Origin of the sequence: Clostridium sp. AF32-12BH (genome assembly GCF_003477935.1) — a bacterium.
GTDB lineage: Bacteria > Bacillota > Clostridia > Lachnospirales > Lachnospiraceae > Brotaphodocola.
On sequence record NZ_QUEH01000004.1, the window covers coordinates 237,514 to 255,648 of the forward strand.

Sequence of the window (18,135 nt, forward strand, 5' to 3'; positions counted from 1 at the left end):
GAAAAAAGAGGGGCGCGGATGCGTCTTAAGTGAAGAGGAAGGAAAAGCATCATGGCAGAGACTAAGAGAGATTATTACGAGGTCCTGGGAGTTCCGAAGAACGCCGATGAGGCTGCATTAAAGAAAGCATATCGTGTCCTTGCAAAAAAGTATCATCCGGACGCTAACCCGGGCGATGCCGAGGCCGAGCGTAAGTTCAAGGAGGCATCTGAGGCATACAGCGTGTTAAGTGACCCGGAGAAGAGAAGAAAGTATGACCAGTTTGGTCACGCTGCATTCGAGGGCGGCGCTGGCGGTGGTGCCGGCGGATTTGGCGGTTTCGATTTCAACGGCGCTGACATGGGAGACATCTTCGGAGATATTTTCGGGGATATCTTCGGCGGCGGAAGAAGCCGCGGCGGCAGCCAGTACAACGGTCCGATGCGCGGTGCCAATGTCAGAACCGCAATCCGTATTACCTTTGAGGAAGCAGTATTTGGCTGTGAAAAAGAAATTGAGATCAACTATAAAGAAGAGTGTGCAACCTGTCACGGTACCGGCGCAAAGCCTGGTACTTCACCGGAAACCTGTAAGAAGTGCGGCGGTAAAGGTAAAATCATCTACACCCAGCAGTCCTTCTTCGGTCAGGTGCAGAATGTCCAGACCTGTCCGGACTGCGGCGGCAAGGGCAAAGTCATCAAAGAGAAATGCTCTGACTGCTATGGCACTGGTTATATCACCAAAAAGAAGAAATTCAAGGTTACCATTCCGGCCGGTATCGACAACGGACAGAGTGTACGCTGCGCAGGTGGCGGTGAGCCTGGCGTAAACGGCGGCGAGAGAGGAGACCTCTTAGTTGAGGCTGTAGTATCCCAGCATCCGGTATTCAAGCGTCAGGATGTCAATATCTTCTCTACCGTACCGATCTCCTTCGCAACAGCAGCTCTGGGCGGTCCGATCCGCATCAAGACGGTAGACGGCGAGGTAGAGTATGAGGTCAAGGCAGGAACCCAGACTGATACCCGTGTCCGCTTAAAAGGCAAGGGTGTACCGTCCTTACGTAACCGCAACCTTCGCGGTGACCATTATGTTACCCTGGTGGTACAGGTACCGGAGCGCTTAAACGAAGCGCAGAGAGAGGCATTGAAGAACTTCGATGCCGTGATGCATGGGGAAGCTCCGGCTGAGACAAAACACAAGAAAAAAGGACTTTTCAAATAAATAAGATAAAAATCCGCATGGTGTGTGCGGAAAAAGCGGCTATTTTGCAGAGATAGAGGATTCTTTGTAAAATAGCCGCTTTTGTTTTTTGAGAGCCTGCCGTTGTACATTTTTAAACAGGTTAAAAAAACAGTTTCATTAATTCATTTTTTGTGTTGAGTACAAAGCGGGACAGCTCCAGAATCCGCTGATCGTCCATACGACCGACCGGTGCCGAGATGCTGAACGCATAGCGGGCGGTTCCTGTATGATCCGGGAGCGCGGCGGCAATACAGCGAACCCCAAGTTCATTTTCTTCGTTATCCAGTGCGTAACCGTGCGTATGGACGTCATGAAGACAGTGACAGAATTCCTCATAATTGGTGATGGTGTAGGGGGTGACGGCAACAATCTGGCTGTTCTGCCATAAACGCAGCACTTCTTCTTCCGGAAGGCAGGCTGCAATGGCTTTTCCCACGCCGGACCGGTAAAGTGGAATCCGGTTGCCAATGCGGGAAACCATCTGCACAGAGTTTGCGTAGGATTCTACTTTATCGATATAGACAGCATCCGTGTTGTCGCGTTCCACAAAATGAACGGTCTCTCCGGTAGCCTCCATAAGTTTGCGCAGATAGGGGCGAACCAGCGTCACAATATCTACTTTTTCCATCATCTGGTTGGCAAGACCAACAATTTTAAAACTTAATTCATAGCGGTTATCTGCCGGGTTCTGCCGGGCATATCCCATATAGATCAAAGAATTTAAAATGCGGTGTACAGTACTTTTGTTCAGAGAGAGCTGAAGGCTGATTTCCATAAGTCCCATGGGACCATTGGCTGCGAGAAGTTCCAAAGTCTGGAACAGCCGGTCTGCAACCTGAATGGGATTTTTACTTTCCTGTGAATTCGTCATGTTGTCACAACCTCTTTCCATAGATTATTTGAAAACACAATTCCACGATATGAAACTAATTTTACCATAGGAGAAAACACGCTGCAACTGTGGATTGTGCACAATAAAAGTGCAGAAAATTGACCAGATATCACGATTGACATTTCCAACACAGTTTGTATAATCAAAACATAAGGTATCACAATATGAAATACAGTTTCATAATACGGAATAAAAGGAGAGGGAACTATGAATGAAGTATTAGAACAGATCCGGAAAATCGGCATTGTACCAGTAGTCGTTTTAGACGATGCAAAGGACGCAGCACCTCTTGCGGAGGCGCTTCGTCAGGGTGGTCTTCCATGTGCGGAGGTAACCTTCCGCACCGATGCAGCAGAAGAATCCATCCGTATCATGACGGAGAAATATCCGGATATGTTAGTTGGTGCAGGTACGGTCCTCACCACAGAGCAGGTGGACAGAGCGGTTGCTGCAGGTGCAAAATTTATCGTCAGCCCGGGACTGAACCCGAAGGTTGTGAAATATTGTGTGGAAAAAGGCATTATCATCACACCAGGCTGCGCGAATCCGAGCGATGTAGAGCAGGCGATTGAGAATGGACTTGAGGTTGTAAAGTTTTTCCCGGCTGAGCAGGCTGGTGGCCTGAACTATATCAAGGCAATCGCGGCACCTTATGTTTGCATGAAGTTCATGCCGACCGGTGGTATCAATGCAAAGAATGTAAGGGAGTATCTGGCGTGTGACAAGATTTTCGCCTGTGGCGGCAGCTGGATGGTAAAAGGGGATCTGGTAAAAACCGGACAGTTCGATAAGATTCAGGAATTAGTAAAAGAAGCAGTAGAGATCGTAAAAGAAATCAGGGGGAATTAAGAAATGGCGAAGAAGGTAATTACATTTGGGGAGATCATGCTGAGACTGGCTCCGGAGGGCTATTATCGTTTTGTACAGGCAGACACATTCGGGGCAACCTATGGTGGCGGTGAGGCGAATGTAGCAGTATCACTGGCAAATTATGGATTCGATGCAAAGTTTGTTACAAAGCTTCCGGCTCATGAGATTGGACAGGCAGCCGTGAATGCACTCCGGAAATATGGGGTAGATACCTCTTACATTGCCCGTGGCGGTGAGCGCGTGGGCATTTATTTCCTGGAAAAGGGGGCATCACAGCGCCCTTCCAAGGTGATTTATGACCGTGCAGGTTCCTCCATTGCCACAGCATCACCGGAAGACTTTGACTGGAATGAAATTTTCGCAGGAGCAGAGTGGTTCCATTTTACAGGTATCACACCGGCGCTGAACGATGAAGTTGCAGCGATCTGCCTGGAAGCCTGCAAAGCAGCAAAGGCAGCAGGCGTGAAGATTTCCTGTGACCTGAACTATAGGAAGAAGCTGTGGTCCAGGGAAAAAGCCGGAGAGGTTATGGCTCAGCTGTGCAAATATGTAGATGTATGTATTGCAAATGAGGAGGATGCTGCAGATGTATTTGGCATCAAGGCGGCGGATACAGATGTCAGCAGAGGCGCAGTAAATCACGAGAGCTATAAAGATGTTGCAAAACAGCTTGCAGAGCGCTTCGGCTTTGAAAAGGTTGCGATCACACTGAGAGAGTCCCTTTCTGCAAATGATAATAACTGGTCTGCTATGTTATATGATGGCACAGACTATTTCTTCAGTAAGAAATATAAAATGCATATCGTTGACCGCGTAGGCGGAGGCGACAGCTTTGGCGGCGGCCTGATCTGCGCATTATTAAATGGTTACGATTCCCAGGGCGCGATTGAATTTGCAGTTGCAGCATCCTGTCTGAAGCATTCCATCGAAGGAGACTTCAATATGGTTTCCATGGAGGAAGTACAGAAGCTTGCAGGAGGAGACGGTTCAGGACGCGTCCAGAGATAGTACGCTTTCAAAGGGACTGATAGCGAAGGAGACGGAACGATGGAAAAGGAATTTGATTTATTATCTCTTGGGGAAGTGCTACTGCGTTTATCACCGCCCAGCAATGAGCGGCTGATGCGTGGGGAAATCTTTCAAAAGCAGGTTGGTGGTGCTGAACTAAATGTAGTATCGGGAGTTGCTCTTTTAGGACTGCGCACGGGTATCATTTCCAAGCTTCCGGATAATGATATCGGGGCATATGCCAAGAACCGGATACGGTTTTGCGGAGTCAGCGATGATTACCTGGTTTATGATGACACGAATGATGCAAGACTCGGTGTGTATTATTATGAAAACGGTGCCCAGCCGAGAAAACCGAGAATTGTGTATGACAGAATGCACACTTCTATGAATAAGATAAAAACCGGAGATTTCGATCAGTTTCTCTATCAGTCTGCTAAGTGTTTTCATACCAGCGGAATCACACTGGCTCTGGGAGAACAGTGCTGCAGGACTGCCATAGAAATGATGAAGCGTTTCAAAGAGCAGGGAGCAAAGATTTCTTTTGATGTGAATTTCCGGGTGAATCTTTGGAGCGGTGCCCAGGCCGGGGCATGTATTGAAAAGATTCTGCCATATGTAGACTGGTTTTTTTGCTCGGAAGATACTGCGCGCTTGACGTTCGGCAAGACCGGAGATGTGAGAAACATGATGAAGAGCTTTAAGGAGGAATACCCGGTTTCCGTGGTGGCTTCCACGCAGCGGATTGTGCATAGTCCGAAGGTCCATACCTTTGGCTCTGTGATCTATAGCAGGGATACTGACCGTTATTATGAAGAAGAGCCATATCGCAATATAGAGGTGGTAGACCGTATTGGCAGCGGGGATGCGTATATTTCAGGTGTGCTGTATGGGCTTCTCTCAGAACCTGGAAACTATCAGAGGGCTCTTGAATACGGAAATGCTGCAAGTGCGGTGAAGAATACCATACCGGGAGATTTGCCTTCTTCGAATCTGGACGAGATAGAATCGATCATTCTGGCACACAAATCGACAGGACCACAGTTGGAAATGAAACGTTAAATTTGTATTTCCTATAAAAGAAAGCGCCTCACCGGTGGACAAAACACCGGTGGGGCGCTTCCTTTTTGCCTGGCATACAAAAAACGCGCCAGTGACGCGTTTTTCGTTGGTTGCAACCCTAATTTTTAAGGTTTTTTGAAAATTGCCATGTCCGGGAAAAGAAAACGCAGCGGGTGTGATAGAGTGTAATGCATCAAAGGATTTCGTAAATAGTTTGATTTGTGATTGGTTTTGCCTTGTTTTCTTTTACAGAACAGGACTCTTTTCATCCGTTCATAAGGTTAATGCAGAAGATCGTTGTTTTATTGCATGGTCAGGAAAAAAGTTTGAAAGTTTTTGCGGAAACTTTGCAAAAGAAAAAGCGACTGCCAAAGGATGGAAAGGACTGTGAAAAATCTGGAAAGCATGATAGATCATAATGTCTGGGCTGTAGTAGAAATAAGTTTATACTTATAAGTCATGCGAATAACAATTATAAGTAAAAACTATAAGTACTCATAAGCGAAAAAAACACATCATTTTTCGATAAAAAATTAACAATCGAAAATGCGGATAATTTCGGACAAAATCCCACGAAATTCCGGCAAAATCCCAATTTCAAACGGCATGAGAAACATGTCGAAACTTTCATGTTTTTTTACAAAAACAAGCGGCGGTTTCACTCTGCTAACATCGTTCGCGAATTAACAAAAATTTCGGTCAAAAACTGTGAATCTGACATGTTTTCAAAGAAAAAAACGATTGTTACATTGTATACAATATGTAATTTTTGATTGTCGTAAACCGCGAATTATGTTATACTGACCATGATGGCAAAACGAGAGATTTTGTCGATAGCAAGTTGAAAATGTATAGAAAGAGGGTAAAGGAAAATGGGATTGGCTACATTTAAAGGCGGCGTTCATCCTTACGAGGGTAAAGAACTGTCCGAGAGCAAGCCGGTACAGGTCCTGATGCCGAAGGGAGATCTGGTATTCCCGATGTCCCAGGGAATCGGCGCACCGGCGAACCCGCTGGTAAAGAAGGGCGACAGAGTCCTGGCTGGTCAGATCATCGGTGAAGCAGGCGGATTCATTTCTGCAAATGTCATCTGCTCCGTATCCGGTACTGTTAAGGCTGTAGAGCCGAGACGTGTTGCCAGCGGCGGCATGGTAAATTCCGTTGTAGTGGAAAATGATGGACTGTATGAGGCAGTAGAAGGCATGGGCGCAGACCGTGACCCGTCCACCCTGTCCAAGCAGGAAATCCGCGATATCGTAAAAGCAGCTGGTATCGTAGGTATGGGCGGCGCTGGTTTCCCGACCAACGTAAAGCTGTCTCCGAAGAACGAAGATGCAATCGAGTACATTCTCATCAATGGTGCAGAGTGTGAGCCGTATCTGACTTCTGACTATCGCTGCATGATGGAGGATCCGGAAAAGATCATCGGCGGTCTGAAAGTTATCCTTCAGCTGTTTGACAAGGCAAAGGGCGTGATCGGCATTGAGAACAACAAGCCGGAAGCAATCAAAAAGCTGAAAGAGTTAGTAAAAGACGAGCCGCGTATCGAGGTATGCGAGCTTCTGACCAAGTACCCGCAGGGTGGTGAGCGTTCCTTAATCTACGCAATCACCGGCAGAAAAGTAAACTCCTCCATGCTTCCTGCAGATGCAGGCTGCATCGTGGACAACATTGCTACTGTGATCGCTATTTACGATGCAGTATGCAAGACTACTCCTCTGATCGAGCGTGTATTCACCGTAACCGGCGATGCGATCGCAGATCCGAGAAACTTCCGTATTAAGATCGGAACCAACACCCAGGAACTGATCGAGGCAGCAGGCGGATTCAAGACTGAGCCGGAGAAAGTCATTTCCGGTGGTCCTATGATGGGCTTTGCTATGTTCGACTTAGACGTTCCGGTCATCAAGACCAACGGTTCTGTCCTGTGCATGACCAAGGACCAGGTGGCAGCAAACGTGGAGACTCCGTGTATCCGCTGCGGTAAGTGCGTAAGCGCATGCCCGAGCCATATTGTTCCGGTTATGATGATGAAAGCAGCATTAAAGGGCGACTGCGATACCTTTGAGAAACTCAACGGTATGGAGTGTATGGAGTGCGGAAGCTGTACCTTCGTATGTCCGGCAAAACGTCCTCTGACCCAGGCTTTCAAGGAAATGAGAAAAACGGTTGCAGCCAACCGCAGAAAAAAAGCACAGGGGGGAAAGTAAACCATGGCTAAATTATTTAACGTATCCTCATCCCCGCATGTGCGGAGCGAGGAAACTACCCGCAGCATCATGATGGACGTGGCAATCGCCATGCTGCCGGCCACCGCTTTCGGTGTCTTCCAGTTCGGCCTGCATGCCCTGCTCGTGATCATTGCGACTGTATTTGCATGCGTACTGAGTGAGTACGTATTTGAAAAAGTAACCAAGAGACCAGTAACCATCAGTGATTTCAGTGCCGTTGTAACCGGTATGATCCTTGCACTGAACTGCCCGTCTGAGATTCCGTTATGGATCCCGATGCTCGGCGGTGTATTTGCGATCGTGATCGTGAAGCAGATTTACGGTGGTCTGGGTCAGAACTTCATGAACCCGGCACTGGCAGCAAGATGCTTCCTGCTTATTTCCTTCGCAGGCAAGATGTCTTCCTTCACCCTGGATGGCGTAACCACCGCTACTCCTCTGAACGTGATGAAGACTGCATGGAAGGCTGGCGAGTCTAACCTTGGCGTAGACCTTATGGCTATGTTCATCGGTAAGATCCCGGGAACCATCGGTGAGGTTTCTGTAGTAGCCCTGTTAATCGGTGCTGCTTACCTGGTATTTAAGAAAGTAATTTCCCTGCGCATTCCGTTAACCTATATCGCAACGGTTGCAGTATTCGTATTCATCTTCGGCAGACAGGATCTGAACTTTGTTCTGGCTCACATCTGCGGCGGCGGACTGATCTTTGGTGCATTCTTCATGGCAACCGACTATGTAACCAGCCCGATCACCCCGAAGGGACAGATCGTATTCGGTATTCTGCTTGGCGTGCTGACCGGAACATTCCGTCTGTTTGGTGGTTCTGCAGAGGGTGTTTCCTATGCAATCATCATCAGCAACCTGCTGGTTCCGCTGATTGAGCGCTATACCCTTCCGGTAGCATTTGGAAAGGAGGGCAAAAAGGCATGAGTAAAGGTGGATTTATGAAAGATGCCTTCGTTCTGTGCGGCATTACCCTGGTAGCCGGCGCATTACTGGGCGGCGTTTATGAAATGACAAAAGCTCCGATCGATGCAGCAAACCTGGCAGCAAAAGAGGCAGCTTACCGTACCGTATTCCCGGACGCAGCAAGCTTCGACGCAGGTGACCTGGCAGACAAGATTCCGGCAGCAAACGAGGAGATCGCAGGACTTGGCTACGGCAAAGTTATGGTAGATGAAGCTGTAGCAGCAAGCGATGCTTCCGGCGCAGCAGCAGGCTACGTTGTAACCGCTACTTCCAACGACGGTTTCGGCGGTGCGATCACCGTTTCCGTAGGTATTCAGTCTGACGGTACCGTAAATGGTATCGAGTTCTTAACCCTGGCTGAGACCGCAGGTCTTGGTATGAATGCGGACAAGCCTGAGTGGAAAGGTCAGTTTGCAGGCAAGAAGGCAGAAGTGTTCTCCGTAACCAAAGACGGCGCAACTTCTGACGATCAGATCAACGCAATCAGTGGCGCTACCATTACATCAAGAGCAGTCACGAATGCGGTGAATGCGGCAGTTTATTTTGTAGATAACTGCCTGGCACAGTAGGAGGTAGGAAGTCATGAATAAATGTATCGAACGTTTATACAACGGTATTATTAAAGAGAACCCGACCTTCGTCCTGATGCTTGGTATGTGTCCGACCCTGGCAGTAACCACCACCGCGATCAACGGTATCGGTATGGGACTGTCCACCACGGCGGTTCTGGTTTTCTCTAACCTTATTATTTCCGCACTGCGGAAGATTATTCCGGATCGTGTACGTATTCCGGCATACATCGTAATCGTAGCATCCCTGGTTACCATCGTTCAGCTGCTTTTACAGGCATATGTACCGAGCCTGTACAGTGCACTGGGTATCTACATCCCGCTGATCGTTGTTAACTGTATCATCCTGGGCCGTGCAGAGGCATATGCAGCAAAGAACGGTCCGATCGAGTCCGCATTCGATGGTATCGGTATGGGTCTTGGTTTCACCGTAGGCTTAACCTGTATCGCAATCGTGCGTGAGCTTATTGGCGGTGGTTCCTTCTTCGGCATGGAGATTATTCCGGAGGACTTCCACGTAACCATCATCGGCCTGGCACCGGGTGCATTCTTCGTACTGGCTTGCCTGACCGCACTGCAGAACAAGTTCAAAGCTCCGAGTGCAACCAACGGTTCCGTACCGCAGTCCACACTGGCATGCGGCGGCAACTGCGCATCCTGCAGCGGTTCTGCATGTTCCTCTAACCACTCTGTCCTGGAAGAGAAAAAGGCAGAAGAGCTGAAGAAAGCAGAAGAGGCCAAGAAGGCAGCAGCTGCAGCAGCTCTCGCTAAGAAGCAGGCAGCAGAGGCAGCTAAGGCAGCAGCCGAGGCTGAAAAGAAAGACGAATAAGGAGGGACAGGTAAATGAAAGAGTTAATTTTAATTATTGTCGGATCTGCTCTGGTTAACAACATCATCCTGAGCCAGTTCCAGGGCCTGTGTCCGTTCCTTGGTGTTTCCAAGAAGGTTGACACCTCCATTGGTATGGGTGCAGCCGTTATCTTCGTAATTACGCTGGCAAGCATTGCAACAAACCTGGTTTACTCTCTGGTGCTGGTTCCGCTGCACTTAGAGTACTTACAGACGATTGCCTTCATTCTGGTAATTGCAGCACTGGTACAGTTCGTTGAGATGTTCTTAAAGAAGAGCATGCCGTCCCTGTACTCCGCGCTGGGTGTATTCCTTCCGCTGATTACGACCAACTGTGCAGTTCTGGGTTCTGCCCTGACCAACGTACAGAAGGGTTATAACTTCATTTTCAGTGTAGCAAACGGATTCGGTACTGCGGTTGGTTTTACCGTCGCAATTGTACTGCTGGCAAGCATTCGTGAGAGTATTGAAGACAATGATATCCCATACAATTTCCAGGGTTCTCCGATCGTTCTGATTACCTCTGGTCTGATGGCGATTGCCTTCATGGGCTTCTCCGGACTGATTTAATGGGAGGTAGTAGAATATGACAGGTTTGCTTTTAGCGGCAGTTGTCATCGGTGCCATCGGTATCATCATCGGTGTGCTCCTGGGCATTGCCAGTGAGAAGTTTAAAGTTGAGGTTGACGAAAAAGAAGTTCTGGTCCGTGCAGAACTTCCGGGCAACAACTGTGGTGGTTGTGGTTTCCCGGGATGTGACGGTCTGGCTGCAGCAATCGCTGCAGGCACCGCTCCGGTTAACGGATGTCCGGTCGGCGGAGCTCCGGTAGCAGACAAGATCGCTGCAATCATGGGCGTTGAGAGCGGCAGCTCTGAGAAGAAGGTCGCTTTCGTAAAATGTAAAGGTACCTGCGACAAGACCAACGTGAAGTACAATTACTATGGAATTACCGATTGTTCCATGGTAACCGTAGCACCGGGTTCCGGCGAGAAGGCTTGTGCTTACGGCTGTATGGGCTATGGCTCCTGTGTGAAGGCATGTCAGTTTGACGCAATCCACGTAGTAGACGGTGTTGCAGTCGTTGACAAAGAGAAGTGCGTAGCCTGCGGCAAGTGCGTAGCTACCTGCCCGAAGGGCCTGATCGAGCTCGTTCCTTACAAGGCAGAGCATCTTGTACAGTGCTCTTCCCACGACAAGGGACCGGCTGTCAAGAAAGTCTGCACCGCTGGCTGTATCGGATGTACCCTGTGCACCAAGCAGTGTGAGTTCGATGCGATCCATATGGAGAATAATGTGGCAGTCATCGATTACGAGAAGTGCACCAACTGCGGCAAGTGCGCAGCAAAGTGCCCGGCTAAGGTTATTATCTAATCTTATCTGATCAAAATAAAAAGTTCCATGTTCAACCAGTCTTTGAAGACTGAGAGAACATGGAACTTTTTTGTTTGCATTGTAAGACCTGGTTAGATGGAACTTCCATATCGAAGTTATCTAAAATCCTGTTGATCTGATCGCCGCGGGAGATGAATTCGGCAGGCTTTTGACCGAATGTCAGCGTAAAAGGATTAGCTGTTTTCATGATTTGCTCCTTATTTATTTATATTTATTTGTATTTAATTTAAAATGAAATATTTATTTATATTTATTAGTATTTATATATAGCTATTATAGCAAAACGATAAGAATATATGCAAGTAAAGTCTTATCAGAAAAACATCAAAATGTGTAGCAATTTATAAGGATAGATGATAAAATAGAGATAGCGTTAGAAAACTGCAACAAGTTGTTCTTACTAAAAGGAGGGTCTTATGAATCTGGAAAAGCTATTCCATCTCAAAGAAAACCATACCGATGTAAAGACTGAGGTCATGGCAGGTATTACCACGTTTATGACCATGGCCTACATCCTGGCAGTCAATCCCAGTGTATTAAGTGCATCTGGCATGGACAGCGGTGCCGTGTTTACAGCAACGGCACTTGCCTCGGCAATTGCAACACTGCTTATGGCAGCATTTTCCAATTATCCGTTCGTGCTGGCACCGGGTATGGGTCTGAATGCTTATTTTGCTTATACGGTTGTCCTTTCTATGGGTTACACCTGGGAAATGGCACTCGCAGCAGTATTTGTAGAAGGTATCATCTTCCTGGCATTATCCTTAACCAATGTGCGTGAACAGATCTTCAACTCCATTCCGATGAACTTAAAATATGCAGTATCCGCAGGCATCGGTCTGTTTATTGCATTCATCGGTTTGCAGAATGCCAAGATTGTTGTGGACAGCGCAACCCTGGTTGGCATGTATTCCTTTAAAGCTTCGGTAGCAAATGGACTGTTTCACAGTGAGGGCATCACTGTGCTCCTGGCTTTGATCGGTGTGCTGATTACCGGAGTCCTTCTGGTAAAAGGTGTGAAGGGCAACATTCTCTGGGGAATCCTGATCACCTGGGCACTCGGCATTGTATGTCAGCTGACTGGTATTTATCAGGTCAACCCGGATGCCGGATGCTACAGCCTGCTCCCGGATTTTTCCAACGGAATTGCAGTTCCGAGTCTGGCACCGACCTTTATGAAAATGGATTTCAGCCGTGTGGCTTCTCTGGATTTTGTAGTTGTAATGTTTGCTTTTCTGTTTGTAGATATGTTTGATACCCTGGGAACGCTCATTGGTGTGGCATCCAAGGCAAATATGCTGGATGAGCAGGGACGCCTGCCGCGCATCCGCGGCGCACTCCTTTCCGATTCTATCGGTACTGCAGTTGGTGCAGTACTTGGTACTTCTACCACAACCACTTTCGTAGAGAGTGCATCTGGCGTGGCAGAGGGCGGAAGAACCGGTCTGACCGCAGTGGTATCTGCGATTCTGTTTGCATTATCCCTGTTCCTGTCCCCGATCTTTTTGGCTATTCCGTCCTTTGCAACGGCACCGGCTTTGATCGTAGTAGGATTTTTGATGCTGACCTCTATTCTGAAAGTCAATTTTGAGGATTACACGGAGGCCATTCCGGCTTACATTGCAGTCATTGCAATGCCGTTTATGTACAGCATTTCCGAAGGAATCGCTATGGGGGTTATCTCCTATGTGGCCATCAATCTGGTAACCGGAAAGGCAAAAGAGAAGCACATCACACCATTGATGTATGTGCTGGCCGTGCTGTTTGTATTGAAGTATATTTTACTGTAACACATAACAATTTAAGTATATGATAAGGGCCGTGTGAGTTGTCGAAAGGCAACTCACACGGCCCTATTAAAGTGAATCAAATTGTTATTTTAGATTTCGTTCACTTTCCTCTTCACATATGTGGTGTGCAGCAAATGATGTGCCTTCTCACTTCCTGGTTCGCCGAGGAACGTTGCGTACAGCTCCTGGATGGCCGGATTCTCGTGGGATTTGCGGATCGGGTTGTTTTTATCGGAGTCGTAGAGGACTTTTGCACGCAGGCCGCGAATATCGACGGTGTTGCGTACATAGCCCGGCTGCTGCGGCTGGCCGCCGCCGTTGATACATCCGCCCGGGCAGCCCATGATCTCGATGAAGTGGTAGGCTGCTTCGCCGGATTTGACTTTCTCGAGCAGCTTCTTTGCGTTGCCGAGGCCGGAGGCGATGGCGACTTTGACTTCCAGTCCGGCTACCGGGTAGGTGGCTTCCTTGATGCCTTCCATGCCGCGGACATCGGTGAAGTCCAGATTCTTTAATTCTTCGCCGGTGAGGGTCTCGACTGCAGTACGCAGTGCAGCCTCCATAACACCGCCGGTTGCGCCGAAGATGACAGCAGCACCGGTTCCAAGACCGAGCGGTGCGTCGTATTCTTCGTCCGGAAGTGTGTTGAATTTCAGGCCGACTTTGCGGATCATGCGGGCAAGCTCTCTGGTGGTCAGGGAGTAGTCAACATCCGGGACGCCGTTTGCGGCTTCATCCGGCCGCTGAATCTCGAATTTCTTTGCGGTACACGGCATGATGGAAACAGACACGATGTCCTTCGGATCCAGTCCCATCTTTTCTGCGTAGTAGGATTTGGCGATGGCACCGAACATTTGCTGTGGGGATTTGCAGCTGGAGAGGTTCTCGGTCATATCCGGGAAGTAGTGTTCGCAGTATTTGATCCAGCCCGGGGAGCAGGAGGTGATGAGCGGAAGCACGCCGCCGTTCTGCACGCGGTCTAAGAATTCATGCGCTTCTTCCATGATGGTTAAGTCAGCGCTGAAGTTGGTGTCGAATACCTTGTCAAAGCCGATGCGGCGCAGCGCAGCTGCCATCTTGCCCTGTACGTTGGTGCCGATCGGATAACCGAATTCTTCGCCTAAAGCTGCGCGGACAGCCGGGGCGGTCTGCACGATGACATGTTTCTTCGGATCTGCGATCGCTGCCAGAACTTCGTCCACCTGGGATTTTTCCTGCAGGGCACCGGTCGGGCAGACTGCGATACACTGGCCGCAGGAGACGCAGGAGGTCTCGCCCAGGCCCATGTCGAAAGCAGAGCCGATAAAGGTAGCAAAGCCACGCATGTTGGCACCGATGACGCCAATGCCCTGTACCTTTTCGCAGACTGCAGAGCAGCGGCGGCACAGGATACATTTGCTGTTGTCGCGGATCATGTGAACGGCACTGTCGTCAATCCTGGACGGGGTGCGCTCACCATCGTAATAGCCTTCGTCGGTCACGCCGAGTTCTTTACAGAGCTGCTGCAGCTCGCAGTTTCCGCTGCGGACGCAGGATAAGCACTTGCGGTCGTGGTTGGAAAGTAAAAGCTGCAGGGTTTTTCTGCGGGATTCCAGTACCTTCGGGGTATTGGTCCATACTTCCATGCCTTCATTGATCGGATAGACGCAGGAAACTACCAGGCTTCTTGCGCCTTTTACTTCTACCACGCAGATACGGCATGCGCCGATCTCGTTGATGTCTTTTAAAAAGCAGAGTGTCGGAATTTCAATGTGCGCCAGTCTTGCTGCCTCCAGAATGGTGGAGCCTTTTGGAGCACTGACTTCTATGCCGTTAATTTTGATCGTAATATTCTCCATATCCATCCTCCATTACTGTTTGTAGATTGCGCCGAACTTACATTTCTCCATGCAGGCACCGCACTTGACGCACTTGTCGGTGTCGATGATGTGCGGATTCTTGACTGTGCCGATGATGGCGCCAACCGGGCAGTTTCTTGCACACAGGGTACAGCCCTTACATTTGTCTGCGTCGATGTGGTAGGAGAGCAGGGCCTTGCAGACGCCTGCAGGACAGCGTTTCTCTTTGATATGTGCCTCGTACTCATCGCGGAAGTAGCGGAGGGTGGAAAGCACCGGGTTTGGAGCCGTCTGGCCAAGACCGCAGGCGGAGTTTTCCTTGACGTAGTAGCAGAGCTCTTCGAGCTTGTCTAAGTCTTCCATGGTTGCGGTGCCCTTGGTGATCTTGGTGAGGATCTCCAGCATGCGCTTGGTGCCGATACGGCACGGTGTACATTTGCCGCAGGATTCTTCCACGGTGAACTCCAGGAAGAATTTTGCGATGTCTACCATACAGTCGGTCTCGTCCATAACGATGAGGCCGCCGGAGCCCATCATGGAACCGATGGAAATGAGGTTATCGTAGTCAATCGGGATATCGAAATGCTTCGCCGGGATACATCCGCCGGACGGACCGCCGGTCTGTGCCGCTTTGAACTTCTTGCCGTTCGGAATACCGCCGCCGATCTCCTCGATGACTTCGCGCAGGGTGGTACCCATCGGAATCTCGACCAGACCGGTGTTGTGGATTTTGCCGCCCAGGGCGAAGACCTTGGTGCCCTTGGATTTTTCGGTGCCCATGGAAGCGAACCATTCCGGACCGTTTAAGATGATCTGCGGGATGTTCGCAAAGGTTTCTACGTTATTTAAGATGGTTGGTTTGCCGAACAGGCCTTTCTGTGCCGGGAACGGAGGACGCGGTCTTGGTTCACCGCGGTTGCCTTCGATGGAGGTCATGAGGGCGGTTTCCTCGCCGCAGACGAATGCTCCGGCACCGAGACGCAGGTCAATGTCGAAATCGAAGCCGCTGCCAAAGATGTCTTTTCCTAAGAGTTCCATCTCGCGAGCCTGTTTGATTGCAATTTTCAGTCGCTCAACGGCGATCGGGTACTCTGCACGCACGTAGATGTAGCCCTGGCTTGCGCCAATCGCATAACCGGCAATCGCCATAGCCTCCAGTACGGCATGCGGGTCGCCCTCTAAGACGGAGCGGTCCATGAATGCGCCCGGGTCACCCTCGTCGGCGTTACAGCAGACGTACTTCTGGTCGGCATCGTTCTGCTTTGCCAGCTTCCATTTGAGGCCGGTCGGGAATCCGCCGCCGCCGCGTCCGCGCAGGCCGGAATCTAACAGGCACTGGATGACGTCGTCCGGAGTCATCTCGGTGAGAACCTTACCGAGGGCAGCGTAGCCGCCGGTTCCGATGTACTCTTCAATGACTTCCGGGTTGATGATACCGCAGTTACGAAGTGCGATGCGGTGCTGCTTCTTGTAGAAGTTGGTGTCGATAAGAGCCTTGACGCCGGCCGGGGTAACGGTCTCCTGGTAAAGAAGACGGGTAACGACACGTCCTTTTAATAAGTGCTCCTGAACGATCTCAGGAATATCTTCTACCTTGACCATAGAGTAGAAGCTTGCGTCCGGGTAGACGATCATGATCGGACCCAGGGCGCAGAGACCATGGCATCCGGTCTGGACAACGGAGACTTCCTGTTCCAGTCCGGCTTTTTTGATCTCTTCTTTTAAGGTTTCCATAATCTGCTGGCTTCCGGAGGAGGTACAGCCTGTTCCGCCGCAAACCAATACATGTGAACGATACATCCGCTTTCCTCCTTATTTCAGATCTGCTGAATTTAATGTGTATTCTTCTACGATATGTCCGCCGATGAGGTGGCGTTCTACAACCTCGGCTGCCTTGTCTGCATTCATCTTAATGTAGGTGATCTTCGGTTTGCCAGGTTCCATGACCTCTACGATCGGCTCATACTGGCAAAGACCGATGCATCCGGTCTGGGTAACGGAAACTTTATCGGTCAGACCTTTTTCCTGAACGAGTGTGGAAAGGGTGTTAAGGACCGGTCTTGCGCCGCTGGCAATGCCGCAGGTAGCCATGCCGACCACAACGCGGGTGTGGGTGTGGTCTTCCGCACGCATGCTGACCTGACTTTGCATTCTCTCGCGGATCGCTCTTAATTCTTCAAGACTTTTCATGCTAATGATTCCTCCTGTTCTGACGGGGGCTTTTTTGAAAACAGGTCTGTGCACCGCTCGCAATGAGTGTGCCATTCCGACCTGCAATCCAAATTTAATAAACAGCTCCTCCGTCGGTTTCGAGTTTGTTTTCTGTCAGATAATCCCTGATATAATTGGAAATTTCAGGTGCGTCAAAAGGAATGCCGCCCAGGATTTCTCGCATCTCGCGGGTGTCGAGCGTGAATTCATTTTGACGATAACGGTAACGGTAGAGAAAATCGGTATCCGGGTGCCCGAGAATCAGGGTGTGGATGGTGGCAGTCATGTCGCCAAGCGGCATCCGGTCGATGTGACCGAGTGCAAAGACCGCGGTGACCGTGGTTCCTTTCCCGGGTTCCGACTCCATCCGGAAGCTTCCGCCGGTGCTTTCCGCAGCGAGCTTGAAAAAAGGAACACCGAGCCCCACTTTTCTGGTTGTGCGGCTGGTGTAGAATGGGTCCGTGACCCGCTCTAACTGTTCGCTTGTCATGCCGCAGCCGTCGTCGGTAATGATGACGGTCAGCCTGTCCGTTTCCGGCTGGATATCTACCGTGATCCGGATGAAAGATGCGCCTGCCCGGGTGGAATTTTCTGCTACATCAAGAATGTTCAAAGAAATTTCCGGCATCATAGGCTACTGGTATTTGGCAAGGATGCCAGGAATATCGTCCGGGGTAAGCCGTCCGTAAACTTCGTCGTTGAACATCATGACCGGAGCCAGTCCGCAGGCGCCGACACAGCGGCAGGAATCCAGGGAAAAACGTCCGTCCGGGGTGCACTCCCCGTTGGTGATGCCGAGCAGTTCTTCCAGTTTGGAAAAGATCGCACCGGAGCCTTTGACGTAGCAGGCTGTGCCTAAGCATACGGAAATCTGATATTTGCCCTTTGGCTGCAGGGCAAACTGGGAATAGAATGTGGAAACGCCGTAGATTTTTTCTAACGGGATTCCGGTTTCGTCGGAAATCATAGTCTGGACTTCGATCGGCAGATAGCCGTAAATTTCCTGCGCCTGCTGCATGATCGGCATCAGTGCGCCTTTGGTGTCTTTCAATTCAGCAATCACCTTTTTCAGAGCCGCTTCCTGCTCGGGGGTTCCGCTGAAAGGAACACATTCTTTTTTACAAGCCATGGTAACCCTCCTCCTTATTGCTATTGTAAAATGTTTATAATATCTTAACATGAAGATGAAAAAAAATCTACAAATTTTCTGTGTTAATTTAAAAACGCAATTC

18 protein-coding genes are annotated in these 18,135 nt (G+C 49.6%); 11 read left to right on the plus strand and 7 right to left on the minus strand.

Translation table 11 applies throughout. The features are described 5' to 3' along the window. The first annotated feature begins 51 nt into the window (after positions 1-51). On the plus strand, positions 52-1,200 hold the full coding sequence (gene dnaJ / locus DWZ40_RS05740; RefSeq protein WP_118541596.1) for a molecular chaperone DnaJ: 1,149 nt from the start codon (positions 52-54) through the stop codon (positions 1,198-1,200). Positions 1,201-1,321: 121 nt separating this feature from the next. Here dnaJ and DWZ40_RS05745 read toward each other — a convergent pair whose 3' ends face one another. Then, positions 1,322-2,092, minus strand: coding sequence for an IclR family transcriptional regulator (locus tag DWZ40_RS05745; protein WP_243035220.1), 771 nt, complete (start codon positions 2,090-2,092; stop codon positions 1,322-1,324). 228 nt (positions 2,093-2,320) lie between these two features. Between DWZ40_RS05745 and DWZ40_RS05750 the strand changes: the two genes are divergently transcribed. From DWZ40_RS05750 to DWZ40_RS05790, 9 genes are all read left to right on the plus strand, one after another. Further along, complete coding sequence (locus DWZ40_RS05750; RefSeq protein ID WP_118541600.1) at positions 2,321-2,962, plus strand: bifunctional 4-hydroxy-2-oxoglutarate aldolase/2-dehydro-3-deoxy-phosphogluconate aldolase; 642 nt, start codon at positions 2,321-2,323, stop codon at positions 2,960-2,962. A 3-nt stretch (positions 2,963-2,965) separates the two neighbouring features. Further along, entirely contained in the window at positions 2,966-3,991 is a 1,026-nt protein-coding gene (locus tag DWZ40_RS05755) for a sugar kinase (RefSeq protein ID WP_118541602.1), read from the plus strand. Positions 3,992-4,030: 39 nt separating this feature from the next. Beyond that, positions 4,031-5,053 carry a sugar kinase gene (locus DWZ40_RS05760; protein ID WP_118541604.1) on the plus strand — a complete coding sequence of 341 codons (1,023 nt, stop codon included), beginning with the start codon at positions 4,031-4,033 and terminating at the stop codon, positions 5,051-5,053. Positions 5,054-5,925: 872 nt separating this feature from the next. Further along, positions 5,926-7,263 (plus strand): electron transport complex subunit RsxC, encoded by a 1,338-nt coding sequence (rsxC, locus tag DWZ40_RS05765; RefSeq protein WP_118541606.1) that lies wholly within the window; start codon positions 5,926-5,928, stop codon positions 7,261-7,263. 3 nt (positions 7,264-7,266) lie between these two features. Further along, positions 7,267-8,214: an RnfABCDGE type electron transport complex subunit D gene (locus DWZ40_RS05770; RefSeq protein ID WP_118541608.1), complete on the plus strand. Its 948-nt coding sequence runs from the start codon at positions 7,267-7,269 to the stop codon at positions 8,212-8,214. Continuing rightward, positions 8,211-8,822 carry an RnfABCDGE type electron transport complex subunit G gene (locus tag DWZ40_RS05775; RefSeq protein ID WP_118541610.1) on the plus strand — a complete coding sequence of 204 codons (612 nt, stop codon included), beginning with the start codon at positions 8,211-8,213 and terminating at the stop codon, positions 8,820-8,822. Before DWZ40_RS05770 ends, DWZ40_RS05775 begins: the two co-directional genes overlap by 4 nt. A gap of 13 nt (positions 8,823-8,835) precedes the next feature. Then, a complete protein-coding gene (locus DWZ40_RS05780; protein WP_118541612.1) occupies positions 8,836-9,651 on the plus strand; it encodes an electron transport complex subunit E in 816 nt (271 codons plus the stop codon). Between the two features lie 14 nt (positions 9,652-9,665). Continuing rightward, entirely contained in the window at positions 9,666-10,241 is a 576-nt protein-coding gene (gene rsxA, locus DWZ40_RS05785; protein WP_118541614.1) for an electron transport complex subunit RsxA, read from the plus strand. A gap of 16 nt (positions 10,242-10,257) precedes the next feature. Then, positions 10,258-11,043: an RnfABCDGE type electron transport complex subunit B gene (locus DWZ40_RS05790; protein WP_118541616.1), complete on the plus strand. Its 786-nt coding sequence runs from the start codon at positions 10,258-10,260 to the stop codon at positions 11,041-11,043. Between the two features lie 31 nt (positions 11,044-11,074). On the opposite strand, the gene DWZ40_RS05795 is transcribed toward DWZ40_RS05790, so the two are convergent. Further along, positions 11,075-11,251: a hypothetical protein gene (locus DWZ40_RS05795; RefSeq protein WP_243035221.1), complete on the minus strand. Its 177-nt coding sequence runs from the start codon at positions 11,249-11,251 to the stop codon at positions 11,075-11,077. A 229-nt stretch (positions 11,252-11,480) separates the two neighbouring features. Here DWZ40_RS05795 and DWZ40_RS05800 point away from each other — a divergent pair, with 229 nt between their 5' ends. Beyond that, a complete protein-coding gene (locus DWZ40_RS05800; RefSeq protein WP_118541618.1) occupies positions 11,481-12,854 on the plus strand; it encodes an NCS2 family permease in 1,374 nt (457 codons plus the stop codon). An 89-nt stretch (positions 12,855-12,943) separates the two neighbouring features. On the opposite strand, the gene DWZ40_RS05805 is transcribed toward DWZ40_RS05800, so the two are convergent. The 5 genes from DWZ40_RS05805 to DWZ40_RS05825 all read right to left on the minus strand — a co-directional run bounded on the left by DWZ40_RS05805 (position 12,944) and on the right by DWZ40_RS05825 (position 18,032). Next, positions 12,944-14,692: an NADH-dependent [FeFe] hydrogenase, group A6 gene (locus DWZ40_RS05805; protein ID WP_118541620.1), complete on the minus strand. Its 1,749-nt coding sequence runs from the start codon at positions 14,690-14,692 to the stop codon at positions 12,944-12,946. Between the two features lie 12 nt (positions 14,693-14,704). After that, entirely contained in the window at positions 14,705-16,492 is a 1,788-nt protein-coding gene (nuoF, locus tag DWZ40_RS05810; RefSeq protein ID WP_118541622.1) for an NADH-quinone oxidoreductase subunit NuoF, read from the minus strand. A 12-nt stretch (positions 16,493-16,504) separates the two neighbouring features. Next, positions 16,505-16,882, minus strand: coding sequence for a (2Fe-2S) ferredoxin domain-containing protein (locus tag DWZ40_RS05815; RefSeq protein ID WP_118541624.1), 378 nt, complete (start codon positions 16,880-16,882; stop codon positions 16,505-16,507). 94 nt (positions 16,883-16,976) lie between these two features. Beyond that, complete coding sequence (locus DWZ40_RS05820; protein ID WP_118541626.1) at positions 16,977-17,534, minus strand: sensor histidine kinase; 558 nt, start codon at positions 17,532-17,534, stop codon at positions 16,977-16,979. A gap of 3 nt (positions 17,535-17,537) precedes the next feature. Further along, positions 17,538-18,032: an NAD(P)H-dependent oxidoreductase subunit E gene (locus tag DWZ40_RS05825; RefSeq protein ID WP_118541628.1), complete on the minus strand. Its 495-nt coding sequence runs from the start codon at positions 18,030-18,032 to the stop codon at positions 17,538-17,540. Between the last annotated feature and the right edge of the window lie 103 nt (positions 18,033-18,135).

Excerpts from the sequence above, each read along its gene's own strand:
- DWZ40_RS05775 (WP_118541610.1), top strand. The coding sequence starts at position 8,211 with ATGAGTAAAGGTGGATTTATGAAAGATGCCTTCGTTCTGTGCGGCATT.
- DWZ40_RS05790 (WP_118541616.1), top strand. The coding sequence starts at position 10,258 with ATGACAGGTTTGCTTTTAGCGGCAGTTGTCATCGGTGCCATCGGTATC.
- DWZ40_RS05750 (WP_118541600.1), top strand. The coding sequence starts at position 2,321 with ATGAATGAAGTATTAGAACAGATCCGGAAAATCGGCATTGTACCAGTA.
- rsxA (WP_118541614.1), top strand. The coding sequence starts at position 9,666 with ATGAAAGAGTTAATTTTAATTATTGTCGGATCTGCTCTGGTTAACAAC.
- DWZ40_RS05745 (WP_243035220.1), bottom strand. The coding sequence starts at position 2,092 with ATGACGAATTCACAGGAAAGTAAAAATCCCATTCAGGTTGCAGACCGG.
- DWZ40_RS05805 (WP_118541620.1), bottom strand. The coding sequence starts at position 14,692 with ATGGAGAATATTACGATCAAAATTAACGGCATAGAAGTCAGTGCTCCA.
- rsxC (WP_118541606.1), top strand. The coding sequence starts at position 5,926 with ATGGGATTGGCTACATTTAAAGGCGGCGTTCATCCTTACGAGGGTAAA.
- DWZ40_RS05800 (WP_118541618.1), top strand. The coding sequence starts at position 11,481 with ATGAATCTGGAAAAGCTATTCCATCTCAAAGAAAACCATACCGATGTA.
- DWZ40_RS05780 (WP_118541612.1), top strand. The coding sequence starts at position 8,836 with ATGAATAAATGTATCGAACGTTTATACAACGGTATTATTAAAGAGAAC.
- nuoF (WP_118541622.1), bottom strand. The coding sequence starts at position 16,492 with ATGTATCGTTCACATGTATTGGTTTGCGGCGGAACAGGCTGTACCTCC.
- dnaJ (WP_118541596.1), top strand. The coding sequence starts at position 52 with ATGGCAGAGACTAAGAGAGATTATTACGAGGTCCTGGGAGTTCCGAAG.
- DWZ40_RS05815 (WP_118541624.1), bottom strand. The coding sequence starts at position 16,882 with ATGAAAAGTCTTGAAGAATTAAGAGCGATCCGCGAGAGAATGCAAAGT.
- DWZ40_RS05825 (WP_118541628.1), bottom strand. The coding sequence starts at position 18,032 with ATGGCTTGTAAAAAAGAATGTGTTCCTTTCAGCGGAACCCCCGAGCAG.
- DWZ40_RS05760 (WP_118541604.1), top strand. The coding sequence starts at position 4,031 with ATGGAAAAGGAATTTGATTTATTATCTCTTGGGGAAGTGCTACTGCGT.
- DWZ40_RS05820 (WP_118541626.1), bottom strand. The coding sequence starts at position 17,534 with ATGATGCCGGAAATTTCTTTGAACATTCTTGATGTAGCAGAAAATTCC.
- DWZ40_RS05795 (WP_243035221.1), bottom strand. The coding sequence starts at position 11,251 with ATGAAAACAGCTAATCCTTTTACGCTGACATTCGGTCAAAAGCCTGCC.
- DWZ40_RS05770 (WP_118541608.1), top strand. The coding sequence starts at position 7,267 with ATGGCTAAATTATTTAACGTATCCTCATCCCCGCATGTGCGGAGCGAG.
- DWZ40_RS05755 (WP_118541602.1), top strand. The coding sequence starts at position 2,966 with ATGGCGAAGAAGGTAATTACATTTGGGGAGATCATGCTGAGACTGGCT.